The 15,690-nt window shown below is 45.1% G+C and carries 11 protein-coding genes; 2 read left to right on the top strand and 9 right to left on the bottom strand.

The window, feature by feature from the left end; all coding sequences use genetic code 11:
• Positions 1-188 precede the first annotated feature (188 nt).
• Positions 189-1,049 carry a hypothetical protein gene (locus ACZM60_RS12700; RefSeq protein WP_489521686.1) on the top strand — a complete coding sequence of 287 codons (861 nt, stop codon included), beginning with the start codon at positions 189-191 and terminating at the stop codon, positions 1,047-1,049.
• An 86-nt stretch (positions 1,050-1,135) separates the two neighbouring features.
• Here ACZM60_RS12700 and ACZM60_RS12695 read toward each other — a convergent pair whose 3' ends face one another.
• From ACZM60_RS12695 to ACZM60_RS12670, 6 genes are all read right to left on the bottom strand, one after another.
• Positions 1,136-1,294: a hypothetical protein gene (locus tag ACZM60_RS12695; RefSeq protein ID WP_489521685.1), complete on the bottom strand. Its 159-nt coding sequence runs from the start codon at positions 1,292-1,294 to the stop codon at positions 1,136-1,138.
• On the bottom strand, positions 1,288-2,139 hold the full coding sequence (locus ACZM60_RS12690) for a dihydroorotate dehydrogenase (protein WP_489521684.1): 852 nt from the start codon (positions 2,137-2,139) through the stop codon (positions 1,288-1,290). The genes ACZM60_RS12695 and ACZM60_RS12690 overlap by 7 nt, the downstream gene beginning before the upstream one ends.
• A gap of 179 nt (positions 2,140-2,318) precedes the next feature.
• Positions 2,319-3,092, bottom strand: coding sequence for a prephenate dehydrogenase (locus ACZM60_RS12685; RefSeq protein ID WP_021971672.1), 774 nt, complete (start codon positions 3,090-3,092; stop codon positions 2,319-2,321).
• Positions 3,093-3,181: 89 nt separating this feature from the next.
• The gene (locus ACZM60_RS12680) at positions 3,182-4,249 is read right to left on the bottom strand and encodes a bifunctional 3-deoxy-7-phosphoheptulonate synthase/chorismate mutase type II (RefSeq protein ID WP_489521683.1); all 1,068 of its coding nucleotides are present in this window, start codon (positions 4,247-4,249) and stop codon (positions 3,182-3,184) included.
• A gap of 27 nt (positions 4,250-4,276) precedes the next feature.
• Complete coding sequence (locus ACZM60_RS12675) at positions 4,277-5,461, bottom strand: pyridoxal phosphate-dependent aminotransferase (RefSeq protein WP_021971670.1); 1,185 nt, start codon at positions 5,459-5,461, stop codon at positions 4,277-4,279.
• Entirely contained in the window at positions 5,436-6,278 is an 843-nt protein-coding gene (locus ACZM60_RS12670) for a prephenate dehydratase (protein ID WP_021971669.1), read from the bottom strand. Before ACZM60_RS12670 ends, ACZM60_RS12675 begins: the two co-directional genes overlap by 26 nt.
• Before the next feature lie 327 nt (positions 6,279-6,605).
• Here ACZM60_RS12670 and ACZM60_RS12665 point away from each other — a divergent pair, with 327 nt between their 5' ends.
• Positions 6,606-7,775 (top strand): MalY/PatB family protein, encoded by a 1,170-nt coding sequence (locus ACZM60_RS12665; protein WP_021971668.1) that lies wholly within the window; start codon positions 6,606-6,608, stop codon positions 7,773-7,775.
• Positions 7,776-7,880: 105 nt separating this feature from the next.
• On the opposite strand, the gene ACZM60_RS12660 is transcribed toward ACZM60_RS12665, so the two are convergent.
• From ACZM60_RS12660 to ACZM60_RS12650, 3 genes are read right to left on the bottom strand one after another with little or no spacing between them, the layout of a single operon-like run.
• Complete coding sequence (locus ACZM60_RS12660; protein WP_489521682.1) at positions 7,881-10,199, bottom strand: hypothetical protein; 2,319 nt, start codon at positions 10,197-10,199, stop codon at positions 7,881-7,883.
• A 24-nt stretch (positions 10,200-10,223) separates the two neighbouring features.
• Positions 10,224-12,260 carry a RagB/SusD family nutrient uptake outer membrane protein gene (locus ACZM60_RS12655; protein ID WP_489521681.1) on the bottom strand — a complete coding sequence of 679 codons (2,037 nt, stop codon included), beginning with the start codon at positions 12,258-12,260 and terminating at the stop codon, positions 10,224-10,226.
• A 12-nt stretch (positions 12,261-12,272) separates the two neighbouring features.
• Positions 12,273-15,530 carry a SusC/RagA family TonB-linked outer membrane protein gene (locus ACZM60_RS12650; RefSeq protein ID WP_489521680.1) on the bottom strand — a complete coding sequence of 1,086 codons (3,258 nt, stop codon included), beginning with the start codon at positions 15,528-15,530 and terminating at the stop codon, positions 12,273-12,275.
• Positions 15,531-15,690: the final 160 nt, after the last annotated feature.

Raw genomic sequence — 15,690 nt, 5'->3', positions numbered from 1 at the left:
TGTTAATTTGTAATTAATTGTTTGTCAGACTTAAATATACAAAATAATTCGGTGATTACCAACTTTTAAAGATACTTTCTTATCCCGAACTCACGTCTTATGGATACAATGCTGCAAGTGGAACAACTTTTCCTTATACTTTGACGAATCAGCAAAAGACGGTTGATGATGAAAGTGGAAAACCTACAATGGTTGATATTGTCGGCTTGAAATGTGCAATAAACACTACAAAAAATCCGGAAAAGTTTCCTGAGGAGATTTTTTCAGGAGCCATTAAGGCAAGTGTAAATGAACATGGGTTGTTTACGGCAGAAAATACACTTATTCTCGAACGTCAGGTAGCCGGTATGTTGGTTTATCTGGAAAATGTACCTGCTTATGTATTGAACAAAAAAGTTGGAAAAGTCACTATTTCTACCATTATTGATGTAGAAGGATTGTATTTCCCTTATAAAGGTGAGAATGGTGAGTTGAATCCAGAATATAATGGATATACTAATGATAGCTTTTCTAACACAGATTTGTTGACTTTTACTTTTAATTCAGATAATACGAGCAATTTTGATACTGCATCAAACGGAGGTTCTTATAGCTTCTCAAGAAAAAGTAATGGGGAAGAAAAAACCGACAATAAGAGATTTTTACTGCCAGACGAAATGGATGTTGACGTGAAACAATATATGGATGACAACATCGAATGTAAGAACAATACCTTGTTTGGCAGTTGTTTCCTGCTTCCATTCCCTGCAAAGAATACTTCAAATGATGGCTGGAATGCACTGAACATTGTGTATTGGGGTACAGATGGCCAGATCATAAAAGCTGTTCCACTTAAAGATAGTAATAGTAATGTTGATAATGAGGAAGGTTATTCCATTACCCGCAATCATTTCTACTCAATCGGTACAAAAAAGACACCGGACCTTCCAGGTTCTGGTGATCCTGATGATGATGATGATCCGTTGGATATCGATGATGTAACCGGTTACGATTACTATTATCTCCAGATTGACGATGCATGGGACGGCTATTTTGGCTTAAACAAGTAATTTTTTTTAGTTAATCACTCTTATAATAAAAACTGACTCGCCTGTGATGGGTGGGTCAGTTTTTTTATGCGGCAACAGAGGAAAGTTTATTTTTGCTGTGAAGGTAACGCTTCCGCTATACGTTTCACGATGCCCGGTCCCTCGTAGATGAAGGCTGAATAAATCTGTACCAGATGTGCGCCTGCCTTGAGCATGTTGTGGGCTTCCAGCGGTGTCATGACGCCTCCAGCTCCGATAATCAGCATGTCTTTGGGGCATGGGCGGAAAGGTATTTGACAACTTCTACCGACTTGTGGATGACCGGCAGTCCGCTGATACCTCCGGCACCTACCTGAGTGATTTCCGACTGACTGGAGTGGATGAGCAGCGAGCGGTCTTGTGTCGGTCCGGTAGCGATGAATCCGCTGACGTGATGCTGGCAGGCAAAGTTGATGATGCCGTCCAGCTTTTCGAGAGGAACATCAGCCGGAAGTTTCAGCAGGACAGGCTTGCGTACATGCTGCTTCTCGTCAGTCAGGACAGTGAGTATGGTACCCAGTATCTCGGGAGCGATGCTTCCCCAGTTGATGGTATAGTAATCGGCATACGTGCTGAACGTATCGTACAGGTCGGTAACCTCCGCTACAGCCAGGGCTTCGTCGGCCGGATGATTGCTGTTGATATTGACACCCAGTATATATTTTCCGTTTCGTTTCCGTTTCAGATTTTCCAGTACGGCAGCCTTTCCGGGATTATTGAAGCCGGTGCGGGATACTAAGGCATGGTCTTGCGGCAGACGGAAGACGCGCGGTGAGGGGTTTCCGGCAACCTTTTCGGGGGTAACCGTTCCTACTTCGAGGAACCCGAAGCCTAAATCACTTAATTCGTCGAAACAACTTGCTTCCTTGTCGAAACCGGCAGACAGTCCCACACGGTTGCCGAATGTCAGGTCCTGCCACTGGAAGGGAGCAGCCTTAGGACGGTAAGCCGAACGGATCAGACCTTTTACCGGGGGCAGGTGACGATATACATGAAGCATGGTTATAATCTGGTTGTGGATTTTCTCTGCATCGATACGGAATAACCAGGGACGAATAATTGATTTATACATAATTGTAAATATTAAATTGGTTTTCGTACTGCAAAGGTACGACTTCCGTTCGAGAATCTGTCATAAAAAAAAGTTATCGCCTATTACTGCCTGTACAATGGGGTGACATAAAAAAATCTCTCTGTTGTTTTATGCGCTTGCAGAGGCAGCAACAGAGAGATTTCCGAAATCGTTATTTCTTATTTGATGTGCTCGCGAATCTTTGCCAGATAGGCACGCATTCTGGTCGCATCCTTCTTGTTGATGATGTCCAGCAGCTCGTTCAGCTCGGTACGGATACCTTCTACATGTGCCGGAGTACGCGGGTTGAACAGAATTTCCTGCAACAGAAAATCGTCTTCACTCATCACTCCCTTGGCGATAGCCATGTGGCGCTTGAAGGTAGTACCCGGAGCATCCTGATGTTTCATGACCGCTGCAAAGGCAAATGTGGAAACAAAGGGGATAGACAGAGAGTAAGCCACTGTTTCATCGTGCTCCTCGAACGTATATTCGAAAATATTCAATCCCAGTCGTTGATACAGGTCCTTGAAGAAAATCTTGCCCAGATGGTCGCCTTCCTTGATAATGATAGCATTCTCCGTGCTCAGTTTGTCGAGGTTGGCAAATGTAGGACCAAACATGGGGTGAGTAGATACGTAACGGAAGCCACAGTTTTCATAAAACTCTTTCAGTCCGGTCTTGACAGAAGCTATATCGCTGATGATACAGTCTTTGGGAATAAGAGGAAGAACCTGATTGAAGGCATTCAGTGTATATTTGACGGTTGCCGCATTGATGACCAGTTCGGGTTTGAATGTTTCTATTTCGCTGGTATCGGTGAACCGAAGGCAGTTGTACATGAAGCGCAGACGCTTGGGGTCGACATCGTATACCGCAACTTCGTGGTCGAAGCTCAATACATCGGTAAAGAACGAGCCCATTTTTCCTGCTCCCAGAATTAATATTCTCATAGTTCGTTGAATTGTGATAAAGAAGAATCAGAAACTCGCTGCTGCCGTGGTAGGGGAGTACGTGGTTTCTGATTCTTTTCTTGTAGTAATTACTTGTTGATGATTTCCAGTTGCTGGCGTACACTTTCTTCGTGGATAGCCTCGAATACCTGTTTGATGAAGTCGGCATCCATTCCGCAGAGTGAGCCTTGTGCACCACACTTGTCGAGAATTTCATTGTAACGTCCGGTCTGGAGAACCGTCATGTTATGTTCTTTCTTGAAAGTACCAATCTCACGGCAGATACGCATACGTTTGGCAAGGATTTCCATGAGTTCGTTGTCGCAACTGTCTATCTGCTGGCGAAGCTCGTGCAGGCTTTCAGTCGACTGGTGTTCCTTACGGATAACCAGCAGGTTGAGGATGTAATCGAGTACATCGGGAGTGACCTGCTGTGCGGCATCACTCCATGCACAGTCCGGGTTACAGTGAGATTCGACAATCAGTCCGTCCAGTCCCAAGTCCATAGCCTGCTGGCAAAGCGGTGCAATCAGTTCACGCTTACCGCCGATATGGCTCGGGTCGCACAAGATAGGCAGGTTGGGAATACGGCGGCGCAGTTCGATAGGAATATGCCACTGCGGCAGGTTACGGTAAATCTTCTTGTCGTACGAAGAGAATCCGCGGTGGATAGCTCCCAGACGTTTCAGTCCTGCATTGTTGATACGTTCCAGCGCACCGATCCACAATTCCAGGTCGGGGTTGACCGGGTTCTTTACGTATACCGGAACATCCACACCTTTCAGTGCGTCGGCAATTTCCTGAACCGCAAACGGGTTGGCAGTGGTACGGGCACCTATCCACAGAATATCGATGCCGGCTTTCAGACATTCGTATACATGCTTGGCAGTAGCCACTTCGGTAGCGACATACATACCCGTTTCCTGTTTCACACGCTTCAGCCATGCCAGTCCGTCTACGCCGATACCTTCGAAACCTCCCGGTTTGGTACGTGGTTTCCATATTCCGGCACGGAAGATTTTAATACCCTTGTTGGCCAGTTGGGTAGCTGTGGTCATAACCTGCTCTTCTGTTTCAGCACTGCAAGGACCTGCTATGATAAGAGGGCGTTCCTTTGAAACACCTTCCAGTTCGATGGGTTGTAAATTCAGTTCCATATACTATCTTTTTTTAGTTTATTATCTTTAGAATATCGCTTTGATACGTTTCAGGGCTTCTGCCAGCTTCTCTTCCTTGGCACAGAGCGAGATGCGGATGTACCGTTTTCCGTTGCTGCCGAAGATGAATCCCGGTGTGATGAATACCCGTGCTTCGTGCAGCACCTTTTCGGTAAGGTCTTCCACATCAGCATACGAGTCGGGAATTCTTCCCCACAGGAACATACCTACCTGATCGGGATCGAACGTACATCCCAGCGTCGTCATGATTTCTTCTGCCAGTTTCCGGCGGCGGCTGTATACGTTGATATTGGCTTCTTCGTGCCACTCTGCGCTGTTGCGGTAAGCCTGAGCGGCAGCAAGTTGCATAGGACGGAACGTTCCCGAGTCGATGTTACTCTTTATCTTCAGAATCCACTGTACGAATGTAGCATTGGTGGCAAGCATACCTACACGCCAGCCCGGCATGTTGTGGCTCTTGCTCATGGAGTTGAACTCGATGCAGCATTCTTTGGCTCCCGGTACGTTGAGGATACTGATGGGTTTGCGGTTCAGAATGAAACTGTACGGATTATCGTTTACGATGACAATGTTATGGCGGCGTGCAAAGTCGACCAGTTTTTCGTACAGTTCCATGGTAGCATTGGCACCTGTCGGCATGTTGGGATAATTGGTCCACATGATTTTTACACGGCTCAGATCCATCTTTTCCAGTTCGTCGAAATCGGGTTGCCAGTGATTGTCCTCACGCAGGTTGTAGTTGACAATCTCACTTCCCAGAATCTTGTTCAGCGATGTATACGTAGGATAGCCTGGATTCGGTACCAGTACCTGATCGCCCGGGTTGACCAGTGCCAGCGTGACGTGCAGGATACCTTCCTTCGAACCGATGAGCGGCTGAATTTCCGTAGCCGGATCGAGGTCGACGTTATACCAGCGTTTGTACCAGTCGGCCATAGCCTTGCGCAGTTCAGGAATACCTACCGTAGGCTGATAACCATGTGCGTCCGGCTTTTTGGCATTTTCGCACAACACCTTGATGGTTTCTTCCGAAGGCGGCATGTCGGGGCTTCCGATACCCAGACTGATGACGTCTTTTCCTTCGGCATTCATTTTTGCCACTTCCTTCAGTTTCCGGCTGAAGTAATATTCGCTTACGCTTGCCAGTCTGTCGGCAGGCTGTATGTTATAATGTTGATTCTCCTTCTGCATATTCTCCTAATATTTTAAGTGCTTTGGTGAGCGGGGTTACCGCATCGATGGATTGTTTATATCTCAGGTAATCATTGAACATTACATCTACGTAAAACATATATTCCCATTCGCGTCCGATGATAGGCAATGATTGAATCTTGGTCAGGTTGATGTTGTAAAATGAAAAGATGGAAAGAACTTTCGACAGACTACCTTCGCTGTGCGGAAGGGAGAAGACGATATTCGCCTTGTTTACCTTGGAGCGGTCTTTCAGCTCGTCGGCAATCCACGGGTCGCATATTACCAGAAAACGGGTAAAGTTATGCTTGTTGGTTTCGATGCCTTCCTGAAGAATCTTCATGTCGTACATCTCGGCTGCATACTTGGAACAGATAGCCGCATGTCCTTTCAGTTGTTTGTCGTGAATGTCCTTGGCACTTCCGGCAGTATCATCCGTTTCTACCACTTTCAGTTCCGGATGATGCTGGAGAAATTCGCGGCACTGTGCCAGTGCTACCGGATGAGAATTGACTTCTTTCAGGTCTTTCCAGTCTTCGTCGGGCAGGCACATGATGCTGTGGCTGATGCGCAGCTTGTGTTCTCCGATAATGGTTGCCCCGCTTTCGCGCAGCAGTTCGTAGTTATGAAGCAGGCTTCCGGCTATCGTATTTTCTATGGCAACGAGCCCGATGACATTGCTGTCCTTGCGCAGGTTCTCGAATACCTCTTCGAATGTATTGCAACAGATCAGTTCGATTTCCTCATTCTTGAAGTATTTATGGGCTGCAATGTCGTGATATGACCCCGGTACACCTTGTATAGCTATTCTTTTCATTTGCTTTTGTTTTAAAATAAAAAATCCCGCTTCTGTTGAAAGCGGGATTTCGTGATATCATTTTTATTTATTCATTGGTTTATTATACATATGCGAACTCCCGCTTCACTTCATTGCTAAAGTAAAAGTAAAAAAAGTAAAAGAAGAAGTATGTCGCAAAAGTTTTCATTCTTGTTCTGTTATTTTGTTATCATTACGGTTGCAAATGTAATACTTTTCTTGAAAAAACAATACTTTTATGAACTTTTTCTTTAAATATTTTCTTTCCACGACATATTCGATTACATTTGTGTTATGACAAATGTATCAATTTAATGCACTATTACCATGAATTATAATTTTGACGAACCGATAGACCGGCGAGGTACGAATGCGGAAAAAATAGAAGGAATGAAGGATATCTGGGGACGGACAGACCTTATCCCTATGTGGGTGGCAGATATGGATTTTGCTACACCTCCGTTTGTGCTCGATGCGGTGAAAAAACGTTGTGAACATCCTGTACTGGGCTATACATGCAAGCCTGACAGTTATTATCGGGCGATAATCGACTGGGTGGATGCTCGTTATGGCATGAAGGTAGAAAAGGAACAGATTACTTACGTACCGGGCATTGTACCGGGACTGGGAATGGCGATCAATGCTTTCACTCATCCGGGTGACAAGATTATGATCATGCCTCCGGTGTATCCTCCATTCTCGTGGCTGGTAACCCGTAATGACCGCCGTCTGGTGGAGTGTCCGCTGGTATTGGAAAACGGCAAGTATCGGATGGATCTGGATTTGTTCCGCAGGGAGATTAAGGGCGTGCGCGTATTTATTCTGTGCAATCCTCACAATCCGGGTGGAGTAGTCTGGACGCACGAGGAGCTGAAAGCTATAGCCGATATCTGTGCGGAGGATAATGTCATTGTCTTTTCTGATGAGATTCATGCCGACCTGACGTTGCCTCCTCACCGCCATGTACCTTTTGCCATGATTTCCGAACGGGCAAAGAACAATTCCGTTACGTTCATGGCTCCCAGCAAGGCTTTCAATATGCCGGGAGTGGCAGCTTCGCATGCTATTATTTATAATGAGGGACTGCACAAACGGTTTGCTACTTATATGGAAAGTTGTGAATTCGGCGGTGGGCATGTTTTTGCCTTCCCTGCAGTAGAGGCTGCTTATTCCAACGGAACGGAATGGCTGGAACAATGTCTGGCTTATATACAAGGAAATATCGACTATCTGGATGATTATCTGAAAGCACATATGCCGAAAATCAAGGCTATGCGTCCGATGGCTTCTTATCTGGTATGGCTGGACTGCCGTGATTTGGGTATGTCGCAGCAAGAGCTTGAAGACTTCTTCGTATCGAAGGCCCATCTGGCTCTGAACAACGGTGAGACTTTCGGCAAGGAAGGTATCGGCTTTATGCGAATGAATGTGGGCTGTACTCGTTCTGTTCTTGAACAGGCAATGAAGCAACTGGAAGAGGCTTACAACCGTTTATAACGGCTGATCCTGAGTGATATTAAAAAAGTGAGCTTGTTCAATGTAATCTTGAACAAGCTCACTTTTTTTAATACCTTTTTTCGAGGTTTCTGATATTCTTGAAACTTATTGCTGACCGTTTCTCCATCTTGGAGCACCGATGTTCAACTGATAAATCTTAGAATTTGTTACCTTGCTGCTCTTGTTATAGTAAAGGTTCACACCATGTTCTCCACCGGTTCCATCCAGTGCATCTGCACGGTGCATGAATCGGTCACTGTTGGTAGCAGCCTTATGCGGCGGATTAGGATTAACCATCAGTTCAAGCGGTGAGATATCGTCGACCAGAACTTCCAGTGAACCGTTTAATGTAGCAGAGCCGTCGTTGACCAGACTTCCGAAGTTGTTTTTTGTAGCAGTCCACGGGTTGTTGCTGAATATCTGTCCGTTGCTCAGGAAGGTATTTGTAGAATAGTTGTTCTCGAAGTTCAACGTGATATGTCCGGCAGAACCGTCGGGGAGTGTCATAGTCTTACGGATATCGGCACCTGCCATAATTATGTTACGTGCATCACCATCCTGTTTAGTCAGGATAATCAGGATAATCAGGTTGTTTCTTACGGTATAAGTACTTCCGTCGGGGATGTTTCGCATAGCGAAGATATTGCCGGCAGCACGAGTATTCCAGTTGACCAGTGTATTGTTTTCGAAAGTGATATTCCATGCTCCTCCCTTCCAGTTGGCCTGTTTGGTTTCATTGAAGAATGACGGGAACGGGCAATCGTAGAATGTATTTCCGCGGACAACAAAGTCTTTGTACAGATTAGAATTGGCATTGCTACCAGAGCCTGCAATCCAAGGATATCCACCTGCTCCGTTGCTGTAATATCCACAGTCGAAGAACTGGTTGTCTTCAATCAGGACGTGATCCCATATTTTATAGTTTGGTCCTTGTTCACGGATGAATCCGCGGACGAGTCTTTTGAATGTACAGTTCTTGATAACGAAGTTTTCCAGATGTACTGCCATACCGTTGGAGAACATATTGATGAAATAGTTTCCAGTAGTAGAGCCAACTCCGGCTATGTTGTCGCCATAGTTGAGTGCAAGCGGGCAGTCGAAATCGATATCATAGAATTCAAGCATCTTCATGTAGATTTCTCCACCTTCGCCTGCCTGTGGCTGACGGCCGAACATCAGGTTCATAGAGTTTACATTGGTTCCGGTAGTATGCATACCGCCCAGCAAGATTTTAGCACGCTTGCCGGCAGCTACATCTTCCGGATTGGTGCGGAGTACGAATCCTTTACAAGTGGTCAGGTTGTTGAACATACAATATGTCTTACCTCCTTCCAGATAGAATGTCTGTCCTTCTGCCAGATTTACATCAGAGATAAAGTCGGTCAGCATGAAGTCGATACGCATTGCATTGTATTTGAGTGCCACTTCGTGCTGTTCCAGAGCAGTCTGATAAGCTTCTTCCGTGTCGAAGTAGTCACGGCTTGGAGGAGTCAGTTCGTGAGTTACCAGAATAGGTTCTCCCGGTTCACCGTCGGAGCGTGCAGAGTAAGTGTTATAATACGCATCCCATTTTACCTTGACGTTTTCATTACGTACATTGATGACATATACAGAGTTCTTCTGAAGTCCGTCGATGTCTACATAACCTTTTTCGAAGTCTTCTTCTGTAAGTCTGTAGTTTTTCCATTTGTCGTTTACGGTAGATTCCGGGTTATTGGGTGAAGGTGCTACTTCCAGCCACTGGTATACGAAGTTATTATTGGCATCCAATTCAAACTTTTCACGGTAGATAGCTTTGTCATCTTCGGACACCCCTTCGGAAACGACATCGAAGTTACGGTTCAGCATGACACGCATTGTAGTTTCGGTAGTTTTTGAACCGTCGACATATACACAGAACGGAGTAGCATAACGGTCGGCTGTAGTGATGCCAAGGTATTCTGCCCACTGTCTTCCGTCGCCGTGTCCGTACCATTTGGAAGCATGTGAGAAATCGGTAATGTTATCGTCTTTCTTGGAGAGTACACGGATGGCAAAACGAAAGTCGGTGGAATACTGCTGATCCTTGATGACCAGGTCGAGCACATCGGGTCCTACGATTGTATCAAGCAGTAACAGTCCGTTTTCTGCAGATGTACCCCACGCGTCAGCACCGTTTGCAACATTCGGCTGGAGTGCCTGTCGAATCTGATATCCGGCACAGTCGTTTACACCGTACCAGTACAGATGAATATCGTTTCCGTTAGGACCTTCTGCCTTGCAGTTGTATGCATAGTCATCTCCCTTGCCTCTGTTATTGTCGCAGATGAACATTGTCATCCATTCCCGGTCTAATGAGCCACCGAAACTTTCATCTTCGTCGGAACACGAACTGAAGGAAAGTGCAGATAATAGCATCAGGGAATATAGAAATATATTTTTCATGGTAATCTGTTTTGAAAATTGTTATTAATATCCATAGTAGTTCTTATAAGCTCCGGCAGAGCGTTGGATTGCTGCATTAGGATAAGGCAGAATATAACGTACCGGCGGCAATGTGTTGACCGAAGGAACGGTGCTGCCTTCCAATGGTATTTCTGTACCATCCTTTACCAATACGATGTTACCTTGTTCTGTATGGCGTATATATCCATAGAATGAGAATTTGCATTGGTTGGTAGGTTCAGAATCGCTACTCCACTGATAAAATTCGGCTGACTCCCATGTCTTTCCGTCGATGGCGGTAAGAGCTGTTGCCGGCTGGCTTGCCGATTTATAAGGATTGTAAATGTAAAGAATATCCAGTGTAGTATTCGGGTACGGATAGCCGTATACCTGACTTGGGTCTACGCGCCATTCTGCACTCTGAGGAAGTACATGATAATACATATACTCAGGCAGTTCGTCCAGATAATTGCTTCCGTCGTGTTCGGCTATATCATCTTCGAATCCGGTATATGTACCGGCATTTGACATGGCAACCGAGAGGTAACGCAAGAAGCTGTATACTACTTCCTGACTGTAGAGGTTATTGCGGACAAGGTCGCGCCAGCGGACGTTTTCACCGGCAAATTCCCATTTTCTTTCGTCAAGAATCGCCTGGAGGAACTTTTCCTTAGATGAGGCTGCATTGGTTACATAGGTATTGACAGCTCCCTGATCGTCGAAAGCACGGCTACGCACCTGACGGAGTGATTCTTGTGCTTCTTTGGTAGGACCTTCCAGTTCATTGATAGCCTCGGCATTCATCAGTAAGACATCGGCATAACGCATGTAAGGGAAGTTGATACCTGTATTGCCCGAGCTTGTGTTGAGGAATTGTCCGGCATTAGCCCACAGCTTAGACCATTTGTTGTTGTGTACGGTATAGTCTGAACGTATGAGGCAAGAATCCTGAGTAGCATTGTTCTCACTGTTTCCGTAATACCAGAGTCCGTTGATAAAGTCGCGGCGTTTGTCTTTTTCGTCGAACGAATAGCGATAGAAAGCACTTAATCTGCCATTTCCGTCGGCAGCTCCCCACACATTCTTTCCAAGAGTCTGACCTTCGTTGGCTGTAGAGGTTGGTCCCTGAATGTTTCCGGTTTCACCTGTTGATTCTTTGGCAAAAGGAATTTCGAAGATGGGATCTCCCTTGCTGATAAGTTCGAAGTTACTTTCTTTCAGGAATACGTCTTTGTAGGAAGTCCCGATAGAGTGAGAACCGGACTGGATAACCAGATTGGTATATTCCTTGGCAATACGGTAGTAGTCCTGATAATTTTCCGGACGGCTCATTGTTCCGTAACTATTGGGATTATTCTTGTCTGGATGCAGTGAATATCCTCCTGCTGTGAGTGCGATACGTGCGATGAGAGCATATGCGAATTCTTTGGAAGCATGTTCTACGGTAACGCTTACAGACGAATTCATCTTAGGGGCAATTGCTTTTAGGTCGTTTATCAGGTTGTCTTGTATATCTTTACGATCCATGATAGGGATAACATAATTATCTCCCAACTGTGAGGCAGGTTGGAAGGTAAAGGGAATATCACCGAACATGACTACCATATCATGGTATACCATGGCACGGAGACATTGGGCTTCTCCCAGCATCTGCATGATTTCAGCATCCTCTTCATCGTAGAGCGGACTGTTTTTCAGATTGTAGATAAAGCGGTTGGCATCCTCTATAGCCTTGTATGCTGCCTGCCAGAATTTGTTGATTTCACCTCCCTGATCGTCACAGTCGAAACGTGCATAGCTGTTATGGGTAGCTACGTTGGTACTGTTTATAATCATATCCACATCGCTGTTGAGGATAAAGGTTCTCTGAAAAGCCTTTCCATAGAGATCGTCTACGAGGATAGAAGCATATACTCCATTGAGGGCACGGTTGATTTCTGTTTTCTGGCTGAAAACAAACTCTTCGCTGTAGCTTGACGGGGATTCGACTTTCAGAAAGTCGTTGCATGACACCAGTGTCATCGAAGTCAAGCCTATGACTAATATATTTTTGAGTTTCATGTACGTTCGGTATTAAAATGTAATGTTGGTTCCAAATACGAAATTACGGCTACGCGGATAACGGTTGTAGTCCATACCGCAAGTCAAACCTGTCTGTATATCTACTTCCGGGTCATAACCAGAATATCCGGTAATGATGAACAGATTGGATGCAGAAACATAGAAACGAGCTTTTGAAATGCCCAGTTTCGAAGTCAGGTTTTCCGGCAGTGTGTAACCGATGGTCAAGTCCTGACAGCGGACGAATGAACCATCTTCGATGAAATAAGAGTGAGTGATTTTCTGAGTCACGTCAGTCGGATTCCACAATGTTCTGCCTTCGTTCAACTGGCGGTACATGTCGATAGAACCATCGATAAAGTAGCATTTGTACATACATTCACCATCTCCATCGCGAGTATATCTCCATCCGTTGTCGGCAAATGTTCCGAGAACGTTATAGAATTTCTTGCTGTTTCCTTCGGATGAAGAAAGTTGATAAGCTGTTGCATTGTTTACATCGAAATCGAGCATAAAATTGAAGTTCATGGCAAAGTCAAAACTCTTCCATTGTCCGCTTACTCCGAATCCTCCCTGTACTTTCGGGTTCGTATTACCGATGACAGTACGGTCGTCTTCCGTAATTTTTCCATCCCCATTCAAATCTTTGAACTTGATTTTTCCCGGGAGTGTAGCGATACCGGAATTTGAGTTTCCTGATACTTCATTGATGATTGTTTTGGGATGTTCTACTCCGTTTTCGTCTACCAAAGGAGCATCTTTAGAGGTTCCGTTTTCGGCTGCAGTCGATCCCCAGGGGAGTGCTTGCAGGTTGTTTGTCGGGTCGAAATAGAATTCATCCATCGAGTACAATCCGTCGTAGACAAAACCGTAAATCAAGCCTACCTGATCGCCTACCTTCAGGCAGTAATCGTTGTAACTTGATTTCCAGCGGCTGTTCTGGTCCCAGATAACATTATCAGTACCGTTCAGCTTGTCGACCTTCATTTTGTTCATACCCAAGGACAAGTTGGCAGAAAGTACATAATCTCTACCTCTGAGGATATCACCTGAAATACTTAATTCGACACCTTTATTAGTTACCTGACCGATGTTCTGCATTTGGCTGATATAGCCGACAGAAGAAGGAATATCTGATTTGTAAAGCAAGTCTTTGGTTGTATTCCAGTATATTTCCGGTGTTACATTCAATCGTCCGCCAAAGAGGATGATATCGGCAGCGAGGTTTCTTGTCAATGTTGTTTCCCACTTGATATTCTTGTTGGCAAAAGTCGTACCTCCCTGATTTCCGTACCATTGTTCTCCGAATTGAGTAGATTCTCCAAAGCCAGGGCCTCCTGTAGAGTTGACTGAGTATAAGTAACGCCACATGTCGTTGTCAATTCGGTTGTTACCAGCCAGACCGACAGCCGCACGGATTTTTAACTGATCCATCCATTCTACACCGTTCAAGAACTCTTCTTCAGAAAGTACCCAGGCTCCAGATATAGACGGGAAATAACCCCACTGGTTTCCCGGAGCAAATTTTGTAGAGCCATCGGCACGCATTGTCAACGAAAGCAGGTACTTATGGTTATAGTTGTAACTGGCCTGTCCGAAGAATGAAGCTGTACGGTCGGGGGTAGAAAGCTGTGTATACGATTCCTGAGGAGTACCGAATCCCATGTTAGCCCAAGCCTGATCGGCTTCGAAAGCACGTGGGAAGTAACGGTTCTTCTGTACATTCTTAGTATTCTGGCTGTGGTAGATTTCTTGTCCCAGCAGCAAGGAAATGTTGTGTACATTGTTCAGTGTAAATCCATATGAAGCCGTATTCGTCCAGATGTATTTAAGTGTGTAATCTTTCTGGATATTGGCAACAGGCTGTGAATTATTATTTTGTCCTTCACTTGTCAGAGCTCCATAAAAACGGTATTGATCTTTCCATGTCAATCCGATGGTTGCTTCCGTGCGAAGAACCAGTCCTTTAACAGGTTTCCACTCCAGTGAGAACGCATTTGTATAATTGTAAGAGTATTTTTTCTGCTGGTTGATGCTGATATCACTCTTAGGGTTTGTGTAAGTAAACAGTGCTTCTTCATCAGGATCAGCGTATGACGGGTCTACATATCCGAATTCACGCAGACCGTTTGTAGGACGATAGCGGAGTACATCGATGATACCACCTGTACCAATGTTGTCGCCACCAGCTCCTTCATCACGGCGGAATGAAAATTTAGGATTGATTTGTAAAGTCAGGTTCTTGGTGATGTCGATAGCCGTCTTGATATTAAGGTTTGTACGGCGTACTCCCGATCCCATGATGATACCTTTATCTTCACTTTGTGTCAGTGATGCATTGAAACGTATTCTTTCAGTACCTCCTCCGATGCTTACATTGGTAGAATAGTTGATAGGATTTTCTCCCATGACTTCGTCCTGCCAGTCGTGAGTCGGCAAGGTGTTGTACATGTCAAGGTCTTGCGGGTTACCGAAGTTTGCACGGAAGAACTTGGCATTCGAAGAACGGCTACCGTTACATGCAGACCATTCGTACTGGTAGCGTGCAAATTCTGCTGCATTCATCAAATCCAGCTTCTTGGCCAGTTGGCTGGTAGAGAGATGAGCATTGAAGCTTACCTGTATTTTTCCGGCTTTTGCCGATTTGGTGGTTACTACTACTACACCGTTACCACCCTTGGCTCCATAGATGGCCGTGATAGAAGCATCTTTCAGTACATCGATAGATGCAATATCTGTAGGAGGAATATCGTTGATGTTGTCTACCTGAAATCCATCGACAATGTAAAGAGGTTCGTTGCTCTGTGTTACAGACGTTCCTCCACGTACACGAATGTTGATATCTGCTCCCGGTGCACCATCGACGGTAGTGACCTGTACACCGGCTATTTTACCCTGTAATGCTACAGCTGCCGAAGTAACCGGAATGGCTGCGATCTTTACACCTGAAACTGATCCGACAGAACCTGTAAGATCTTTACGTGCTTTGCTGGTATAACCGATGACTACAACTTCGTCCATTGCCTGTGCGTCCTCCTTCAAGGTAACTTTCATTTCCTTGCCGGGAGTAACGGTCAGTTCCTGACTTTGATAGCCAATATAAGTAATTATGATTTTTTTCCCTTTTCCTGAAATCTTGAAATTGAAGTTACCATCGAAGTCTGTGATGGTTCCGTTAGAAGTGTTTCCTTTTTCGACGATAGATGCTCCAATAATAGGTTCGTTGTTGGCGTCTATTACCTGTCCTTTTACTGTTAGGCTTTGTGCCATAATCTCAGGTGGTGCTAATACAAGTAAAAGAATTAGCAGGCAGAATTTCCACCAAATAGATACGTGAGTTCGGGATAAGAAAGTATCTTTAAAAGTTGGTAATCACCGAATTATTTTGTATATTTAAGTCTGACAAACAATTAATTACAAATTAACAACA

Source organism: Phocaeicola sp., assembly GCF_057861905.1.
The sequence above is the reverse complement of the archived record's forward strand: the minus strand, read 5'-3'. Positions and strand labels throughout refer to the sequence as shown.

Bases quoted from the DNA above. Each gene is read 5' to 3' on its own strand.
- ACZM60_RS12680 (WP_489521683.1), bottom strand. From the start codon at position 4,249: ATGGAACTGAATTTACAACCCATCGAACTGGAAGGTGTTTCAAAGGAA.
- ACZM60_RS12675 (WP_021971670.1), bottom strand. From the start codon at position 5,461: ATGCAGAAGGAGAATCAACATTATAACATACAGCCTGCCGACAGACTG.
- ACZM60_RS12690 (WP_489521684.1), bottom strand. From the start codon at position 2,139: ATGTATAAATCAATTATTCGTCCCTGGTTATTCCGTATCGATGCAGAG.
- ACZM60_RS12700 (WP_489521686.1), top strand. From the start codon at position 189: ATGGTTGATATTGTCGGCTTGAAATGTGCAATAAACACTACAAAAAAT.
- ACZM60_RS12670 (WP_021971669.1), bottom strand. From the start codon at position 6,278: ATGAAAAGAATAGCTATACAAGGTGTACCGGGGTCATATCACGACATT.
- ACZM60_RS12655 (WP_489521681.1), bottom strand. From the start codon at position 12,260: ATGAAACTCAAAAATATATTAGTCATAGGCTTGACTTCGATGACACTG.
- ACZM60_RS12665 (WP_021971668.1), top strand. From the start codon at position 6,606: ATGAATTATAATTTTGACGAACCGATAGACCGGCGAGGTACGAATGCG.
- ACZM60_RS12695 (WP_489521685.1), bottom strand. From the start codon at position 1,294: ATGCTGATTATCGGAGCTGGAGGCGTCATGACACCGCTGGAAGCCCAC.
- ACZM60_RS12650 (WP_489521680.1), bottom strand. From the start codon at position 15,530: ATGGCACAAAGCCTAACAGTAAAAGGACAGGTAATAGACGCCAACAAC.
- ACZM60_RS12660 (WP_489521682.1), bottom strand. From the start codon at position 10,199: ATGAAAAATATATTTCTATATTCCCTGATGCTATTATCTGCACTTTCC.
- ACZM60_RS12685 (WP_021971672.1), bottom strand. From the start codon at position 3,092: ATGAGAATATTAATTCTGGGAGCAGGAAAAATGGGCTCGTTCTTTACC.